20 protein-coding genes are annotated in these 17770 nt (G+C 42.5%); 2 read left to right on the forward strand and 18 right to left on the reverse strand.

What is annotated here, in order from left to right:
* Nucleotides 1-15: 15 nt before the first annotated feature.
* The 9 genes from NI389_RS02795 to NI389_RS02835 form a co-directional block, all read right to left on the reverse strand.
* Nucleotides 16-1353 (reverse strand): hypothetical protein, encoded by a 1338-nt coding sequence (locus tag NI389_RS02795; protein ID WP_308361474.1) that lies wholly within the window; start codon nucleotides 1351-1353, stop codon nucleotides 16-18.
* A 127-nt stretch (nucleotides 1354-1480) separates the two neighbouring features.
* Nucleotides 1481-2080, reverse strand: a complete 600-nt coding sequence (gene recR / locus NI389_RS02800) for a recombination mediator RecR (protein ID WP_308361475.1) — start codon at nucleotides 2078-2080, stop codon at nucleotides 1481-1483.
* A 183-nt stretch (nucleotides 2081-2263) separates the two neighbouring features.
* Nucleotides 2264-2590: a YbaB/EbfC family nucleoid-associated protein gene (locus NI389_RS02805; RefSeq protein ID WP_208843547.1), complete on the reverse strand. Its 327-nt coding sequence runs from the start codon at nucleotides 2588-2590 to the stop codon at nucleotides 2264-2266.
* 60 nt (nucleotides 2591-2650) lie between these two features.
* Nucleotides 2651-4897: a DNA polymerase III subunit gamma/tau gene (gene dnaX, locus NI389_RS02810; protein ID WP_308361476.1), complete on the reverse strand. Its 2247-nt coding sequence runs from the start codon at nucleotides 4895-4897 to the stop codon at nucleotides 2651-2653.
* A gap of 1 nt (nucleotide 4898) precedes the next feature.
* Nucleotides 4899-5444 carry an adenine phosphoribosyltransferase gene (gene apt, locus NI389_RS02815; RefSeq protein ID WP_208843549.1) on the reverse strand — a complete coding sequence of 182 codons (546 nt, stop codon included), beginning with the start codon at nucleotides 5442-5444 and terminating at the stop codon, nucleotides 4899-4901.
* 139 nt (nucleotides 5445-5583) lie between these two features.
* Nucleotides 5584-5709 carry a hypothetical protein gene (locus NI389_RS02820; protein WP_308361477.1) on the reverse strand — a complete coding sequence of 42 codons (126 nt, stop codon included), beginning with the start codon at nucleotides 5707-5709 and terminating at the stop codon, nucleotides 5584-5586.
* An 81-nt stretch (nucleotides 5710-5790) separates the two neighbouring features.
* On the reverse strand, nucleotides 5791-6546 hold the full coding sequence (locus tag NI389_RS02825) for an HvfC family RiPP maturation protein (RefSeq protein WP_308361478.1): 756 nt from the start codon (nucleotides 6544-6546) through the stop codon (nucleotides 5791-5793).
* On the reverse strand, nucleotides 6536-7387 hold the full coding sequence (locus NI389_RS02830; RefSeq protein WP_308361479.1) for an HvfB family MNIO-type RiPP peptide maturase: 852 nt from the start codon (nucleotides 7385-7387) through the stop codon (nucleotides 6536-6538). The genes NI389_RS02825 and NI389_RS02830 overlap by 11 nt, the downstream gene beginning before the upstream one ends.
* A 118-nt stretch (nucleotides 7388-7505) precedes the next feature.
* Entirely contained in the window at nucleotides 7506-8030 is a 525-nt protein-coding gene (locus NI389_RS02835; RefSeq protein WP_308361480.1) for an HvfA family oxazolone/thioamide-modified RiPP metallophore, read from the reverse strand.
* Between the two features lie 137 nt (nucleotides 8031-8167).
* On the opposite strand from NI389_RS02835, the gene NI389_RS02840 reads away from it, so the two are divergent.
* Nucleotides 8168-9124, forward strand: a complete 957-nt coding sequence (locus tag NI389_RS02840) for a tRNA-dihydrouridine synthase (protein ID WP_308361481.1) — start codon at nucleotides 8168-8170, stop codon at nucleotides 9122-9124.
* A 64-nt stretch (nucleotides 9125-9188) separates the two neighbouring features.
* A complete protein-coding gene (locus tag NI389_RS02845) occupies nucleotides 9189-9545 on the forward strand; it encodes a conjugal transfer protein TraR (protein WP_308361482.1) in 357 nt (118 codons plus the stop codon).
* Between the two features lie 20 nt (nucleotides 9546-9565).
* On the opposite strand, the gene NI389_RS02850 is transcribed toward NI389_RS02845, so the two are convergent.
* From NI389_RS02850 to NI389_RS02890, 9 genes are all read right to left on the reverse strand, one after another.
* The gene (locus NI389_RS02850; protein ID WP_308361483.1) at nucleotides 9566-10558 is read right to left on the reverse strand and encodes a hypothetical protein; all 993 of its coding nucleotides are present in this window, start codon (nucleotides 10556-10558) and stop codon (nucleotides 9566-9568) included.
* A gap of 49 nt (nucleotides 10559-10607) precedes the next feature.
* Nucleotides 10608-11873 carry a tetratricopeptide repeat protein gene (locus tag NI389_RS02855; protein ID WP_308361484.1) on the reverse strand — a complete coding sequence of 422 codons (1266 nt, stop codon included), beginning with the start codon at nucleotides 11871-11873 and terminating at the stop codon, nucleotides 10608-10610.
* Nucleotides 11874-11883: 10 nt separating this feature from the next.
* Nucleotides 11884-12501 carry an energy transducer TonB gene (locus NI389_RS02860; protein ID WP_208843554.1) on the reverse strand — a complete coding sequence of 206 codons (618 nt, stop codon included), beginning with the start codon at nucleotides 12499-12501 and terminating at the stop codon, nucleotides 11884-11886.
* The gene (locus NI389_RS02865; RefSeq protein WP_208843555.1) at nucleotides 12501-12905 is read right to left on the reverse strand and encodes an ExbD/TolR family protein; all 405 of its coding nucleotides are present in this window, start codon (nucleotides 12903-12905) and stop codon (nucleotides 12501-12503) included. The genes NI389_RS02860 and NI389_RS02865 overlap by 1 nt, the downstream gene beginning before the upstream one ends.
* 14 nt (nucleotides 12906-12919) lie before the next feature.
* The gene (locus NI389_RS02870; RefSeq protein WP_208843556.1) at nucleotides 12920-13444 is read right to left on the reverse strand and encodes a MotA/TolQ/ExbB proton channel family protein; all 525 of its coding nucleotides are present in this window, start codon (nucleotides 13442-13444) and stop codon (nucleotides 12920-12922) included.
* Complete coding sequence (locus NI389_RS02875; RefSeq protein ID WP_208843557.1) at nucleotides 13444-14808, reverse strand: MotA/TolQ/ExbB proton channel family protein; 1365 nt, start codon at nucleotides 14806-14808, stop codon at nucleotides 13444-13446. The genes NI389_RS02870 and NI389_RS02875 overlap by 1 nt, the downstream gene beginning before the upstream one ends.
* 6 nt (nucleotides 14809-14814) lie before the next feature.
* Nucleotides 14815-15585, reverse strand: coding sequence for a DUF3450 domain-containing protein (locus NI389_RS02880; protein WP_308361485.1), 771 nt, complete (start codon nucleotides 15583-15585; stop codon nucleotides 14815-14817).
* 414 nt (nucleotides 15586-15999) lie between these two features.
* The gene (locus tag NI389_RS02885; RefSeq protein ID WP_308362480.1) at nucleotides 16000-16650 is read right to left on the reverse strand and encodes a CatA-like O-acetyltransferase; all 651 of its coding nucleotides are present in this window, start codon (nucleotides 16648-16650) and stop codon (nucleotides 16000-16002) included.
* A gap of 57 nt (nucleotides 16651-16707) precedes the next feature.
* Entirely contained in the window at nucleotides 16708-17748 is a 1041-nt protein-coding gene (locus tag NI389_RS02890; RefSeq protein ID WP_308361486.1) for a Leu/Phe/Val dehydrogenase, read from the reverse strand.
* Nucleotides 17749-17770: the final 22 nt, after the last annotated feature.

A 17770-nucleotide genomic window follows, 5' to 3' on the forward strand; every position in this document is an offset into this window, starting at 1 on the left:
TGGCTCAAAACAGGATTAGTTCATTGCATCTGCAAGCCAAGCAGGTGCATCCGTTGGATAATGATCCGTGGTCGAAAACTGGATACGCGTTGGAGCATGATCAGCCGCGAGACCCCAGCCTTGCAATTTTGAACTGAACCACTGTTTGTGCGCGGCGACTACATTGGCGTGTTTGGCGCTGTAGCGCTCTGTCATTTTTGATTGCAACACACCAATTTGGGTAGCTTTGCGCATACCATATTGCAGTTTGTCTTCGTCCTTCGCCGAGGCAATAATATCAAGCCAACTAATCACTTGTGACTCAACATCACCGATTTCATTGGGGTATTTTGTGACTAAATTTAGGTTGCGGGTGTAACGTGCTAAATCTTCACCTTTTACCACCATCATGTGAAAATCGTTACCAAATGGACCGGTTAAATCGGCGTATTTCTTGATTGAAAATGCCCATAGGTCATTTTTGTGCACTTCCATCACGTCGGTTGAATTGAACGGTACTTGTTTACCAGGGAATATCGCTGTGTATATTAACAAACGGTTAAAGCTCGTCATAGTGCCCCAATTCGACTTGACTAGTTTTGTACCCTCTGGCGCAATCGGATCGTAATGTCGGCATGTGACAGTTGACCTATCAACCCCATTAATATCAAAGTTCTCACCCAATTGGCCGTTTGATTCAACCCAAGGCGTGATTGGGTATTTATATAAACAACCCTGAGTACTTGGCGTTTTATCGTAAAAATGCTGATAGAACATGGTTGCCATGTCCGTCAAGCTTTCAAAAGCCGCCGCCGCAATAATCTTATTTTCAGAATCGATAATCGTATCTAACTGCTGTTGAGTCGTTTCCCCAGTTTTTAGGTCCGCAATGCCTTTTTGCTGATAATAGCGACGGCGTTCGCTTAAAAAGGCAAGTCGTACATTTGTTGCAACAATATAAGCCTTAGCCAGCACCATAAAATTGTCGTTACTCATATTAGTACGTACATCTGCTTGGAGGTTTTGCGCCGCATTACGGATATTTTCAACCGTGGTCAGGTTGACCTCATAGTCTGCATCATAGTTGTAATCGCTGATTGCGCCGAGCACCGTGTTTAACTTAGTGCCAATTTCGTTCAATGCCGCTTGGTTAAAGCCATTGTTAACAATATTTTGCACTTGCGCGGGCGTAGCTGCCGGGTCAGCCCCCGCAAAAATAGAGCTAAAGATTTCCCCAAGGATTAACGACGCCACTTTTTCACCAATTTTCACACCCAAATCCGTTGCAGGAGTTGCCATCACAGGAGCAGAATATTGACTTGCAAATATCGTTGTAGCCAAAGAAATTGAGAGCGTGAGTTGTTTTATTTTCATTCTTTATCTCCATTTTTGGAATAATCCATTCGTTTGAATGTAAATTCTCATGTAAATATGGAGAGATTATGAAGAGAGTAATTTCAGCAATGAAGCAATGCTCCATTGCTGAGTAGAGTCGTCATTGTTAGATAGAACGTCGACCTGAAAAGGCATGCATTAACGTCTGGCCGTCGACCAAGTCAAGCTCACCGCCTACAGGCATACCATGCGCTATCCTCGAAGGTGTAACTTGATGTTTATGGCACAACTCTGCAATAAAATGCGCGGTTGTTTCCCCTTCTACCGTCGGGTTAGTCGCTAAAATTACTTCGTCCAAATTACCATCGCTTAAACGCCGCTCAAGTACGTCCAAACCAATTTCTCTTGGGCCTATTCCGTCGAGTGGCGACAAATGCCCCATTAGCACAAAATACAGCCCTTGATACTGCCCTGTTTGCTCTATTGCCAATACGTCGGTCGGCGACTCCACCACACACAAAGTACGACTATCTTGGCGTTTTACGCTGAGACAAATATCGCACACAGGGACTTCACTGAAAGTACGACACGTCTCACAGTGACCGATTTGGCTCATTGCCTTGGTCAATGCTTTGCCTAACTGCGTACCACCATCACGGTCACGCTCTAATAGATGAAATGCGATGCGCTGCGCCGATTTAGGGCCAATCCCCGGCAAACAACGAAGTGCGTCGATTAATTGAGATAAACTCGGTGATAACTGCATAATTTCATACGTCTCTTAGAAATCTATTAGGCAAAGTATCATAACCTAAACGTCGAGTACATTACTCACAATGAGTCTGCTTCCGTTACGCTTAATATGTCGACATGCCGCGCATAGATTTACTTTCTTGTAGCATAGACAAAAAAATAGCGCCAGAAGGCGCTATTCTTACAGGATTCTATATTAGAACGGCATTTTGAAGCCTGGCGGCATTGCCATACCACCAGTGACCGCTTCCATGCGCTTTTGTGATTCGTCAGCTACACGGCGAACGGCGTCATTTACCGCTGCGGCAAGCAAATCTTCAATCATCTCTTTGTCGTCTTCAAGTAGACTCTCATCGATTTCTACACGACGTACGTTATGGCTACCTAGCATCGTAACCTTAACAAGGCCTGCGCCAGCTTCACCTGTAACTTCAAGCGTTTTGATTTCTTCTTGGGCTTTTTGCAAACGATCTTGCATCATTTGCGCTTGCTTCATGATATTGCCCATTCCACCTTTAAACATAATTTGCTCTCTACGACTAAATTAGAAATATTTTTAAAAGATAGGGACTATTGTAACCAATTACAATGCCCGAATACTATTCTCATCGACCACAGCGCCAAATTCTTGTGTGAACGTGACGATGTTTTGATCGTTTGCTATCACGTCAACCGCTTGTGCGAGACGACCTGCATCAATCTTTTGTTGGATTAAATAAGGTGACTCCATAATACCAGGGGCAAAACTCACCTCGAGTTCAATGTTCGTATTCAACACGCGTGACAAATTATCAGCCAATCTTGTACGTAGCATTGTGCCATCAAGATGTTGTTGTGTGCTATCCACCTGCAACTCAATTCGGTTGCCTTGCTGATTAAAAATAGAGTGCAATGCGAATTGACGAGAACGCCCACCCAAGCCCATAAGCTCGATTAACTCTGCCCAACGGTCTTGTTGATGGGCGAATCTAATATCACTAATTGGGCTCTCAAAATTCTCTGGTATTGGGATTGCTTGCACGTGCTCTTCAAGTTGTGGCGCTTTTTCACCACTTAACTGCACTAGCAGCTCAGGAGCAAGCTTACTTTCATCGACTCGATGACGTTCTCTGAAATCGACTTTCTTAACCTTGGCTTGAGCCGTTGTATCGGTTGGCTCACTAACCGTTTCAGACTTTTTTGTTGGTGTTGCCTCTGACTTTAATTTTTCAGCACCTTGTATTTGCCTGTTTTGCAAAATCCGCGCTATAGCGGACTGCGTTTGCTGAGATTTTTGTTGTAACGTCTCAGCCATTGAAGGGCTTGCTGACGCCTGAGTCACCGAAGTTTGAGAGTCTAGAGGCTTGTTGTCCGCGGTGAATCCTTGCTCACTTGCTTGAGCCATTAAACTTTCGTACTGTTCTTGTTGTTGAAAAGACATTATACCTTCATCATCAACATCCAAGCTTTCAGCACTGGTCAATTCCGTTGTGACATTTTCGCCAACAGTTGCTACTTGGCTCTGATTCAGCGCAATGTTCTGGCTAGATTGAAGGCTTTCAGCTTTTGCTTCCGCGTTTTTTTCAATCGTTTTGAGCGCTGTCTCGTTTAAATTTGCGTCCATTGGTGGAGCTGATTTTGATTGAGTTTGATGAGCAGCATTTGACTTATTACGACCTAATATCGCACGAAGTGCGCTTGCTTTAGACTCACCTACACCGGTTGAGGTCGACTGTGGCAATTGGGTACTTTGCCCACCTCCAATCCCAGACTGTTCAAACGCCAGTACTCTCAACATGAGCATCTCAAACCCTAACTTTGGTTCGGGAGCCCATTGCAAATCTTTTTTGCCATTTAAAAGTAACTGATAAATTGATTGAATTTGAATTGCGGTCGTATTTGCCGCGAATGACATTATCTCGTCTTTGTCATACTCCGCAACATTCACTGATTCAGGAACCAGCTGCGCAAGTTGTATAGCATGAGTCAGGGCGAGCATGTCATCAACCAATGCTTTATAACTTGGAGCTCGCGTCCCCACTCGTTCAATTTCAGCCATCAACGCTGCACCATCTTGAACAAGCACGGCACTCAGTAAGCCTGCCGCGTACGCTGAATCCATCAAACCAAGCATCGATTGGACAGCAAGTAACTCTAAGTTACCGTTGGTTTGCGCAATCGCTTGATCGGTTAGACTGAGGGCATCACGCATGCTTCCATCTGCAGCCTTCGCCAACACATCCAAAGCTGGTGGTTCATAATTCAAACCCTCAGCGTTTAGGATGGAGGTGAGTTGAGCCGTTATTTCCCCTTTTGATAAAGCGGATAAATTGAACTGCAAACAACGAGATAAAATGGTAACGGGTAGTTTTTGAGGATCGGTTGTCGCCAATAAAAATTTAACGTGTGTTGGCGGCTCTTCTAATGTTTTGAGTAATGCGTTGAAGCTGTGCTTTGACAGCATGTGCACTTCGTCAATTAGATAAACTTTATACCGCCCACGCGTTGGTGCGTACTGCACGTTGTCGAGGATTTCACGAGTATCCTCAACTTTTGTTCTGGAAGCCGCGTCGATTTCAATTAAATCAATAAATCGACCGGCTTCAATGTCTTGGCAAGCACTGCACTTACCACAAGGTGTAGAAGTAATACCAACTTCACAATTGAGGCTTTTTGAAAAAATACGCGCAATTGTCGTTTTTCCTACACCTCGAGTCCCAGTAAACAAATAGGCGTGATGCAAACGCTGTTCATTCAACGCATTAACTAATGCCTGCTTAACATGCTCTTGCCCCACTAGCTCATGAAAGGTTTGTGGACGCCATTTGCGTGCTAGGACTTGATAACTCATATTATTCGCCTTCGAATTCTACAAGTTTTAAAACTTTAATGCCCAAATCCGCTACGCGTTTTTCACCACCTAATTCAGGTAACGAAACGACAAATGCAGCATCGGTTGCATGACCACCTAAACGTTCAACCAATTTTGCGGTCGCTTCAATCGTTCCGCCGGTTGCTAATAAATCATCAACAAGTAACACTTTATCACCTGCAACTATTGCATCAGTGTGTAATTCAAGCGTGTCTTGACCATACTCAAGTTGATACGACTGACTAATCGTTTCTCGTGGTAATTTTCCTGGTTTACGCACAGGAATAAAAGGTAAGCCCAGCTCGTAAGCAAGGGGCGCTCCGAAAATAAACCCACGCGACTCAGTACCAATAACCTTCGTGAATCCTTTATCTTTATAGGCATTGATAAACGCTTCAATAGTTGCTTGAAAGGCCGCCGGATTTGCCAATAAAGAAGTAACGTCACGGAACATAATGCCCGCTTTTGGATAATCTGGAACGGTCGCAATACTGTCTTTAATCAACGACATTGTTGAATCTGTCATAATGGTTTAACCATTTAATTAATTTTTCAAAGACAGAGATTATAACAAGAAAGGACGAAGTTAAAACGCAATTAGAAAATTAAATGGTGAGAATGATTACATTTTAGACACAAAAAAGGCTGCATTGCAGCCTCTTCTATTACGCTGAAAGCAAATGTGCCCAGCCAAGGATAGCGTTTAAACAACCAACACCTGCAAACACTGCCATGAAAGCCAAAAAGTATTTTGCGTTGAACGGATCTTTGAAATCACCATTGTTTGCCATAGTAGTTACTACCTTTTAAAAAATAAGCACGACGAATTGAGGCGCGTATAATAATGCAAACGTGATCTAGATCAAAGTTTTTTATTGTGCGTTTTTTGACACAACGACACCCAGCTGGATAAAGTTTCCCAAAATTTGCTGAGCACCAACACTTAGCTGCTCTTTGGTGAGTTGAGGCAAGTTTTGACACAAAATACCAAGCAATGATTCAAACTGAATTCCTTCCTGTGTACGAATGGCTTCAAGCAGCATTGCTGTGAGCGCATTAATTTCCACAAACTGAACTTCATCGTTGGTATTTCTAAAAACAACGAAATAGTGCCGTTCGCCATCAATTATATCAGGTCGAAATGCGGTTGAGATCTGGTGAACCGGATAGGCGTAACTCACAACAGCCGCTTTAGAAGATACATAAAGCGTCTCTTGGTGTAATTGTTCTTGGACAATCGTTTTCTCCGTCTGGTCTTCTTGGCGAATTGAAAGAACCAACTCCATCCATTCATAATGAGCCAACTCAAGCATAAATACGGGGTCATGTTCATTCAGCTCATAGGCCGTCGATAAGTAAGTCAAAAATTCTTCCGCTATCTCTAAGAAGTATGGTGTATGGCATTGATGTTCGACAAAAAATTTACGTACCAACGCTTCCCACATTTCATCCGGATAGAGGCTTTTTAATACCGGAAATCCAGACGATACGAAGCCAGCAACATTATTGAAGAACAGTTCTTGATAAACTTTTAGTCTTCGCTGTTCAATCTGAGGAAAAAGCTTTTTACCTGTTTCCGGTTTTCTTATCGCTTGTGCAAATTGTTTTTGGATCTCGCTAAAGTGCATTGGTCTTCACCCCGTTTAGTTGTCGAACCGTGGCACGTTGAATTCGTTTAATATCTTTTAGCTCAGTAATTAACTCACCCATTTGCGGAATATTAAAATCTCGCTCTAGCAACGTTGGGAAAACACCATGTATCTCATAAGCTTTCTCAAGCAATGCCCAAACGGGGCTAGCCACAGCACTCCCATGCGTGTCCACTATCAAATCTTCCGCCTCGACGTAATGCCCTGCTATGTGCCCATAGGCGATTTTATCCGTCGGCATCGCTTTTAAAAACGCTTCCGCATCATATTTGTGGTTTACGGAATTAACGTAGATGTTATTGACATCCAAAAGAAGTTGGCAGCCGGATTCTTCAAGAATTGCGAGCGTGAATTCTTGTTCAGTAAGCGTCTGTCCGGGTGTGCAATAATAGGATACGTTCTCCAAAACAAGAGGCCGCTCCAAAACATCTTGTACTCGTTTTATACGAGCAACCGTATGTTTAATTGCGTCTTCCGTGAAGGGAATAGGCATCAAATCATACATATGGCCGTCAGCAGAACAATAACTAAGATGCTCACTGTAAAGACGAATATTGTAGTCTTTTAAAAACGTTTTAAGCTTTTTCAAAAAAGTCATATCGAGCGGGTCGTAACTTCCTATACTGAGCGATAGACCGTGACAAATAAATGGCTTGTAACTTGTAAATTCAGCCAATTGTTTTGAAAACCGTCCACCCAGCGTCATCCAGTTTTCTGGTGCTATCTCAAAGAAGTCAATTTCATCAGGTACACCACTGTCGAGTTCATCAAGCATATCGCGTCTAAAACCCAATCCAACTTGACCAAAACCTGTTCTCATAGTTCCCCGCCCCCCTGATTTAACTATTTTAAAATGTGGAATTTCATTAAAACGCATTGCGGCGCATATAAACGCGCCGCAAGAGCTCTATAGATGAAGTAGATATCTTCACTAGAAATTAGTGACTACCACCGCATTTACCTTCGCCGCATTTTCCTTCTTTTTTGGTTTTAGCTTTGTCACCGCCACATTTACCTTCACCACATTTACCTTCTTTTTTTACTTTGTCGCCACCGCACTTGCCTTCGCCACATTTGCCTTCTTTTTTAACTTTGTCGCCACCACACTTGCCTTCGCCACATTTACCTTCTTTTTTAACTTTGTCGCCACCACACTTGCCTTCGCCACATTTACCTTCTTTTTTAACTTTGTCGCCGCCGCATTTGCCTTCGCCACATTTGCCTTCTTTCTTTCCTTTCTCTTCGCCTTTATGTTTGCCCTGCTCATCACCTTTGTGCTCGCCTTTGTTTTCTCCGCACTTACCCTCACCGCATTTACCTTCACCAGCATCTAGCTGATAACCTGCGGTAAGCATTTCCATAGAAAACGGATTCGCTTGCGCTTCTAAACTAGTTAAGCCGGCCGTACCTATAACTACTGCGCCAAGTGTTAATGCGATAGAATTTTTCTTTAAGCTGTTCATAGTGACTCTCTCTGTCAATGTAATAACGATTCGTTTAATAGACCTTGGGACTTTAAAACTACTTTCAAAAAAAATTGCTAACTAATAAATTCTTTGGTCGGTTAAACTACGCACCCTTTGAATTTTCCTTAGCGGCAATGAAAATAACACTAGCACCGATGGAAGGCGTGGTCGACTTCCAAATGAGAAAATTACTCACAAAACTAGGTGGATATGACTTATGCGTGACAGAATTTCTGCGCGTAGTTGATATTACGTTCCCTAGAAAAAAATTTTTGAGCAATTGCCCCGAACTCGCTGACGGCGGATACACCTCATCAGGGACACCGGTTAGAATACAATTATTGGGGCAGAATCCCTCAGTACTTGCGGCAAATGCACGAAAAGCAGTGTTATTAGGCTCCCATGGCGTAGACTTGAATTTTGGCTGTCCTGCAAAAACAGTAAATAAGAATAAAGGCGGCGCGGTTTTACTTAAAGAGCCAGAACAAATATACGAAATTGTGAAAGCTGTTCGTGACAATGTTCCATCGGAGCATGAAGTAAGTGCAAAGATACGCTTGGGTTACGATGATGACAGTAATAGCCAAGAGATTGTCGATGCCGTGCAAAAGGCTGGCGCTTCTTCTTTAGTGATCCATGCAAGGACTAAACGTGACGGTTACAGCCCTCCAGCGTATTGGGAAAAGATCCCACCTCTGAAAGCCAATCTCTCTATGCCTGTCATTGCAAATGGTGAGATATGGACAGTGGATGATGCATTCGCCTGTCAAGCACGAAGTAGTTGTGAGGACATCATGATAGGTCGTGGAGCACTTGCTCGACCTGACCTCGCTGCAGAGATTAAAGCCACGCTCAATAATCAACCATATCAACCCATTGTTTGGGCTGACGTATTGCACCTCATCCTTGAGTCATCGAGAGAATTATTACCGCATCACACCCCTCACTATTTTTCATCTCGAATAAAACAGTGGTTAGTGTACTTGAAACGACAATATCCTGAAGCCTCTGAACTCTTTACTCAGATACGTCTAATGCACAAAAAAGACGAGGTAATTGAAGCGTTGGAATCTCAACTAAGTAGACAATGAGTTGATTCAAATCATAGCGAGGGAATAAAGATCTTTCATAATGAAAGCTCACAGGAGAGCTAACATGAAAGATAATCAGACTTTAATATTTAAACGCAAGCTGGAGCTGGAGTTAGACTCCTTGCGTAACGCGTTTTTGAATGAGCTCAAAAATTCGGAAAACGAATTTATGTCCACGCTTGTTCATTCACTTGAAAACGCATCCCCGACGGAGTGGCTCGACTTAGCTGCGAATCAGTTAAGTCCTGAACATCTTCCACGTTACAATCGGTTGGTGCAACTTGAAGCCGCACTTTGCCAAATAGACATAGGGCAATTTGGCTATTGTTGTGACTGTGAGCAAGCAATCGATCAATCGTTACTAGAGCACGATGCAGCGAGCCAACGATGTATGAGCTGTAGCACCAAAAAAGCCAGCTAAGCTGGCTTTTTTGTTATTCTTTATAAACTACTCCAGAATACAAAAACACTCGCGGGATACAAAGATACGTGCTGTAAAATAGCCTCAATAACGTCATCATCACCGTCAATTCTTGAACGTAAATACTGTTCCGCCAATTGAGTTGTCCACCCCTGATAATGCATGCCGACATCGAGTAACATGAGTGTAAGCCAATATTGACGCTCAACCGTCGTCATTTCGAAACTGCAGCTAGTCACCGTATTAACGAGATGAACATAATGGTATTGCCAGTCAAATCCATTCTGTGGTTTGCAACGCAATGCTAAAAATTGTTCGGCTAGCGATGTTTTAATATTTTGATAGTCGAGAGAAATCGCTTTCACCTCGTCAGACTCGCCGAGTTTAATGGTTAAAAGTTGCATCCAATTCAATGGCTTTTCAACACTTCCACCAAAATAGTTCAGTTTACTTTGATACCATTCGCTGCCATTTGGGAGCTGGTCCATACCAAGACGGGTACGCGGTTTATAGTCACTGAGGTAATTCAAGAGTTCTACTTTTTCCGCACTCACTGAGGGCCAGTTCGATAAAAACTGAACTAGATAACGCTGTTCTAATGACGACAAGCGGATTTTACTTTCTTGTGCGTTTTTAAGTCTTGCCAGTACAAACGCAAACCATTCGTTCTGTTTTGACTCAGACCAAGATAAAACTGTGCTGTCTAAGTCACTTTGGATCGGCCAAGGAAGGTAACGCTCGGGAAATCGTTCGGAGATCATAAGATAATTAAGCTCTGAATCTTCCTGTTGCGCCATTCCACGCTTTAATAATTGGTGACGAGACTTTAAATAGTTTTCGCCAAATGGAATCTCCGCGGGCAATAGTTGTGACGAGTCTAGACTACGTAGCGCTTGATTTAATGAAACAAACTCTTTCCTTAAATCATCTTTAGATATAACTACTTGCTCTTGTGTGCAAGCTGTTAAGAACAAACCGAAACAAACTGCAGTAAATAAACTCAATCTTTTCATGTAAATCCTAACAAAAAAGCCCCTTTCGGGGCTTTTTTCTGACCTTAAATTACTTTAAGGAAACGCCTTTACGCTGCGCTTTATCTTTGATAAAGCCAGCCCAGCTCTTAGCAAATTTCACCGTTGACGGGTCATCTTGTGCTTTTAAGATCGCTTCATAAGCTTGCTTATACTTATCTTGATATAAGTAAGCTTCTGCTAACGAGCTATAGATAGATCCTTTCTTAGTAGAACCTAATTCTAAAGCTTTGTTTAAGCGCTCAATTGCAGCAGGATAACTTTGCAGCTCAACAAGTAATGCACCAGCTCTACGGTAAAGCTCTGAGTCGTTATCGAACTTAGCAGCTTCTTCATAGTACTTAGCAGCTTCTTTAATATGCTTTGCAGCATGATAGTAGCTTGCTAATGCCGACACGTTTGGCTTCGTACGTTTTACTTTACCTTCATTGATAAATTGTTCGTAGTATTTAGCAGCCTTCCAAGGAATGTCTACTAATGAGTAATAACTCGCCAAAACTTTGTAGTCTGTTTCTGTCTCGATGTAACCTTTGTTGTATGCAACTTGCATTACCGTTAAGCCCTTTTGGAACTCTTCAGTTTGCATGTAGAAACGACCAAGGTTAGTCCATACTTTTGCATCTTCAGGGAATACTTTAACCATTGTTTCAGCTACTTCAACAAGGTTTTTGTATTGCTTAAGTTCAAAGTACGCACCAACTTTCAGCTGGTAAAAGTCTTTAACAGGCTTTTCTTTACTTAGTTCAATTGCTTTATCAGCGTTCTTAACTACTGAGTTGTAGTTTTTCAACTGAAAATACGCTTGAGCCACCAGTGCGAAAACTTTCGGGTCTTGATCACCAGAATAGTCCATCCAAGCATTGTAAGCTTTGATCGCTTCATCGTAGCGCTCTAAGCCCATCAACAAATCGCCGTAAAGCTTCATTGTATCTGCTTGGTCTTTGAAGTTCAGCGCTTCAGGCTTAATAGCTTGAGCGATGTACTTCGCCGCGTCTGACATTTGCTCTTTTTGAGCTAATAACTGACCTAAATAACGGTCAACCGTCGCTTTGTCGTAATCGTCAGAAGCTTCGATGTCACGCAATAGGGTAATTGCTTCGTCGATTTTGTCTTCGTTGTAAAGCTCAAACGCCTTAACGACTTTCTTACCAACGCGTTCGCCCATGATCTTAGTCTTCGCTTTCTTACGCTCTTCAATTTTCGCGTAATCAGGCTCAGCAAGTACAGCTGTCGAAACAACTGAACCAGAGATCGATAGAAGAAGTGCAAGTGCGGTTGCTTTAGAAAATTGCTTCATACCTGCCTCCTTAATTGCCTTGGTTAAGTTTAAAGTCTAGTTGAACTTGGATGCCAAACTGTTTCACTGGCTTACCATCTTCAACTTTCGGTCTATATTTCCATTTGCGAAGCGCACGAATTGCTTCACGGTCGAAAATACGCTTAGGTTCGGCGTTGATTACTTCAACATCGTCTACGCCACCTAGTTCGTTGATAGTAAATGAAAGTTGTACCCAACCTTCCTTACCATCACGCGCAGCTTCAATTGGATACTTCGGCTCGATACGTACGATAGGTGTTGCGTCACCGTCACGTCCGAAAGCTCCAGGTCCACTGATACCACCAGCACTACCGCCGATATTGATAGAACCCATATTGAACGTCAGTGCACCTGGCGTTGGGTCAGCATTATCTGGTTGTGGTGGCTGCGGTTTAGGCGGCTGCTTTGGTGGAGGTGGCGGCGGCGGTGGTACCCGCTTCCGCTCCTGCACCTGTGATTCAGGCGGATTCGTCAAAATTTCGACTACAATCTGTTCTTTAGTATCTTGCGCACGGTCAGCTCCACCGGAGATTAGGTACGCCATAAAGAAGAACAAGCCGAAAGTAACTGCCCCACCTGTTAAAAGTGAAAACAGAAAACGAATCATTACTTATCTCCAGCGATTGAAATCTTAAGATTGTCGCCTGTAGCTTTAATCTGATCCATTACTTTCACAACTACACCGTGTTTAGCATCTTTATCCGCTTGGATAATAACTGTTTCAGTTGGTTGTTCAGCAAGGATACTTTCCAAGTTTGCACTAACACGCTCAACATCAACTTGGCGCTTATCCATCCAGATTTCACCATTACCGCGAATCGCGATAAAGATGTTTGCGTTTTTAGTGTTTTGTGCTTGAGCAGCTTTCGGCTTATTCACTTCAATACCAGCTTCTTTAACGAACGATGTAGTTACGATAAAGAAAATTAGCATGATGAATACGATGTCAAGCATCGGCGTCATATCAACTGCTGCTTCTTCTGCTTCACGAAAACGTTGTTTACGTGCCATAAAATTATCTCTCTCTAGTGATGTGGCAAGCTATCTACTAGTTTTTCTTTAGCCATTTTCGCTCTTGCTTCAAGACGCGTGCTAAAGAAAACACCAGATAGTGCCGCAACCATTCCAGCCATTGTTGGTACCGTTGCCATTGAAATGCCTGATGCCATCATACGTGCGTTACCTGTACCTTGAGTAGCCATAGTTTCGAAAACTGTGATCATACCCGTTACTGTACCTAGTAAGCCGATTAATGGACACATTGCAACCAATGTTTTGATAATCAACATACGCTCATCTAATTTTTCAGACGCTTCAGAAATCCATGCTTCGCGGATTCTGTGTGCGTACCAAGACGTAGTGTCTTGGCGGGCGTCCCACTTGGCGACTATTTCCTTTTGCATTTTTGGAAATTCGCCTAGTAAGAACCAATAGCGCTCAATCATTAATACCCACATTAGAAAGAGTGCTATCGCGACTACGTATAAAACATCGCCGCCTGTAGCAACAAAATCCCTGATAGATTCCCAAATCTCCATCAGGACTAACATTATGCTCTCTCCTTCTCCGCGTGAGATGCGATGATACCAGCGCTTTGCTCATCTAGGATGTGTAGAACTGCTTTACTACGGCCAGAAACGATAGCGTGTAGTAGGATTAGTGGTAGTGCTGCGATTAGACCTAGAGCGGTTGTAACAAGTGCTAGAGAGATGTTACCTGCCATGATCTTCGGATCGCCCGTACCGAATAGTGTGATTGATTCGAACGTCATGATCATACCAACAACCGTACCTAGAAGACCTAGTAATGGTGCGATAGCAGCAAGGATCTTGATGATGTTGATACCAGCATCGATACGTGGAGTTTCACGTAGGATTGCTTCGTCAAGCTTAAGCTCAAGGTTTTCAACGTCTTGATTCTTGTTGTCATGGTACACTTTCAAGATACGACCAAGTGGGTTGTTCGTGTTTGGCGTGTTGATGTTCTTCATTTGAGAACGGATTTTCGCCGTAACTAACATAAGGTCAAGGAAACGTACTAACGCGATTAGCGCACCAACGACTAGCAATGCAGTGATGATGTAACCAACCGTGTCACCTTGGTGCCAACGCTCTTCAGTCGTAGCACGTTGAGTGTTAAGACGTAAGATTGCGCCACGTGTAGGGTCTAAGTAGAAAGGTGTTACTTGACCTGCTGGTGCATTGATTAGTGCTGTTACTGTGTCTAGTACGTAACCATCTGGTTGTTTACCAAGTGGTTGGATTGACTTAGTTTCTGCTGAGTAGTAAACATAGCCATCTTTAGTCACTAGGTTGAAGTTACCAACACGTGTAATTTCTTTAGTTTTTACTTCACCGCTAAGTTCTGCAACTTCCGCTTGGAATTTAGATACTTTAGCTGATTCAGTCATTTCAGTTTGGAATGCAATCCAAAGCTCTTCAAGTTCACGAACTGTTGGTAGCTCTTTAGCTGCCGCAAGTGAACGAAGTACTTCAGCGCGTCCAGGTTTTTCAGCACTTACGATTGAAGCTTCGATTGAACCGATTGCTTCAGAAGCTGAACGACGAACAACACCGAACATTTCACCAAGAGTACCTTTTGCGTTCTCTAGTGCAGTTTCTTTTTCTGCTAGTGTGATTTCGTTTTGTGCGAATTGCTTTTTAAGTGCTTCACCACGAGCTTGCTCAGCTGCAAAATCACGTTTTGCTTTGTTGTAAAGCGCTTGTTTGTCAGCTTTAGCTGATAGGAACTCTTGTTCACGAGCTTTGTTAAGCTTGCCTTCAGAGATACGTTGTTGCTTAACTTGTTCTAAAATCTTGTCAAGCTCTTGTGTATTAGCGTGTGCGTTTAACGCGGCGCCAGCTGAAACAGAAAGCGCTGCAGCAACAGCAAAGCCTTTAAATAGTTTCTTCATTATTGATTACTCCGCGCCAAAGACAGGTAGTTTAACAAGATCAGGTGCTGCTTGGTTACGAGCAATACGGATCATATCTTTGATAGGCTTAAGGTACTCATCACTTAACGCGTCCCACGTCTTAGTTTTGTTGTTCCAAACCCAAGCGTGTTTTAAGTCGAAAGACTGTGCAACGTAAGCAACACGGCCTAAACGTGCGAAGTCAACGTTGATGTTCTTACCATCGATTTGTAAAGAACCTTGTGATGGAGCAATCGCAGAACCGTAAGAAGTTTCGATTGTGTACGCTTCAAGTACTTGACGGTACTTTTCAGACGTAGTTACTTTTGAGTTAACCATTAACTCACGTAACTTTTCTACGCGGCCAAGGCGAACGTCAGTGTCAAACGGAATGTCCGCTTTGATGAATTGCTCGAGAGTATCAATCATGCGATACATCAAAGGCACAACATTTTGTTTAGTCTTGTCTACTTCAGCGATTTGACGATCAAAAGACTCGATACCAGCATTTTGGTCAGCTACCAAACGAGCTACGTGGTCATTGTAAACTTTCAAAAGTTCAGTCTCGTCAATTGTCGCACGGAATTCAGCGACTAGCTCTTGAGATTGACCGTATAAGTTATCAACTTTTTCTTGAGATTTTTTAGCGTCCGCTTGAATTTGCTGACCTACGTTTTGTACGTCTTTCAACGGATCTGCCATCACATTGCTGCTTGCAAGTGCAAATGCGCCAACCAACGCAGAAGCTACAAGACTCTTTCTGATTTTAACAGACATAGTTCCCAACCAATTAAGTAATGTTACTTTTATAATTTTATCACCCCTTATCTAGGGGCAACCCTGATATCTTTTGGGAGATATCAACCCTCCAATAATGCTAAAAGGCTTAGCCCGTGTCAACTTAACCTGCGAAACAATTTTAAGGCAAGTTTCTGTATTAAATTCAAAAAAAACATTATATTAACATTGTAGCACAGCAAGAATCTTAACAACCCCACTAGTGACGTACCTTTTACCTCTATTGTTTACATTTAATTACAAATTACACTGCTGATGTAACTTAAACATTAAATCTAAACAAACCTAAGCAACCATATGTTTTATATCGCTTTCTTGATTTTATTTTTTTTATTTATATGAGATATTGCAACAAGCTATTTCGTTCGATATTTAACCTACGAAACCATAGTTTTAGTCATTTACCCGTATTTCATCCAGTTTTTTCTGCAATTTATCGACAAATTTTGCAACATGAAGCCCATCCATTAATGCATGATGAACATCGATTGACAAAGGGGTTAGACCAGTTTCGATGTTGTATCCACCAAATACACATTTTGGGATACCAGTAGACTTTCCAAAATTGCTTGCATGAGAGAAAGCACTAAAATTTAACCATGGCAAAATAGATACATGGCTTACATCGAGGCGCTTTTCATTTGTCATCACCCGTTCGCTGAACAGTACTTCGTTATGCACTATCGACTTCTGAATTTTGAGCATTTTGTCAAAATCTTCCAAAGTCATTTCCGTGGATACGGTCACAAAACGAAAGGTTTCGTCATCAGCGAGTGTAACGATGCTCTGCTCTACTGTGTCACAAATAACGGGCTTATTATCTTTGATCCGCATTCGCATTGGCTCATAGTCGTTAATCGCCTGACCGAGCGCGTGAACATAGGCAGAACTGAAAGAAATTGAGTGAGACTTACAATACTGATACAGCGGTTTCATATTTAGCGAAACACAAACATTAAAGTAAGGCTGTGCAAATTCGTTAAAAAAGTTGAAGTGTTCTTTTCTGGACCAACTGTTTAGGTCAATTTCGGTGAGTTGAGACATTGTAAAAATAAAAATGGGCACATTCAGTGCCCAAAGAATAACGTCTATTTTGGAATTTTATAAACCGTTTGCGATGATTTCACGCGCTAATTCATCCGCAATATGATGCGTCGACTTATTCTCTTCATCTGCGCGTTTGAAGATCTCAAGTAACGTATCGTAAATGCCTTCAACGTGCTTGATTGACTTCGCCTCATTATAGCCTTCAGGGTTTGTTTCATAATACACGTTAATGATTCCACCCGCATTGATGACATAATCTGGTGCGTATAGAACATTATTGTCGCGCAGAATATCGCCGTGACGAGAAGCCGCTAACTGGTTATTTGCACAACCAGCGATGATTTTAGCTTTAATGCGTGGGATAGTATTATCATTGAGTGTTGCACCCAATGCACAAGGCGCATACACATCAACATCTAAATCATAGATTTCATCGATACCAACCGCAGTCGCGCCGAATTCTGTTACTACACGGTCAATTGAAGCTTGATTGATATCAGTAACAAACAGCTCCGCTCCTGCTTCATGTAAATATTTACACAAACCATATGCAACTGCACCTAGACCTTGCACCGCCACTTTCAGGCCTTTGATGTCTTGATTACCGTGTTTATGTTGAAGCGCAGCTTTAATACCCAAAAAAGTACCTAATGCGGTATAAGGTGATGGGTTGCCACTTTTACCTTCAAGACCTAACACATAATTCGTCTCTTTGTGCATCATCATCACATCGCCCGTAGTGATGTTTACGTCTTCAGCAGAATAGTAAGAACCACCCAAGCGCTCAAGGTGACGACCGAATGCTCGGAAAAGCTCTTCGGACTTAATCGACTTTGCGTCACCGATAATAACCGATTTACCACCACCAAACGGTAAACGAGCAACTGCATTCTTGTAGGTCATGCCTTTTGATAAACGAAGAACGTCAACAATCGCTTCATCATCTGTTGCGTAGTTCCACAAGCGACATCCACCGACTGCTGGACCTAACGCAGTACTGTGTACTGCAATAATCGCTTTTAAGCCTGATTGTTCGTCGCTACAAAACACGACTTGTTCATGATTATCAAATTCAACTTGGTTAAATACAGCCACTTTCTTGTTCTCCGAAATGTAA

This window comes from Pseudoalteromonas xiamenensis (assembly GCF_030994125.1).
Classification (GTDB): Bacteria; Pseudomonadota; Gammaproteobacteria; order Enterobacterales; family Alteromonadaceae; genus Pseudoalteromonas; species Pseudoalteromonas xiamenensis_B.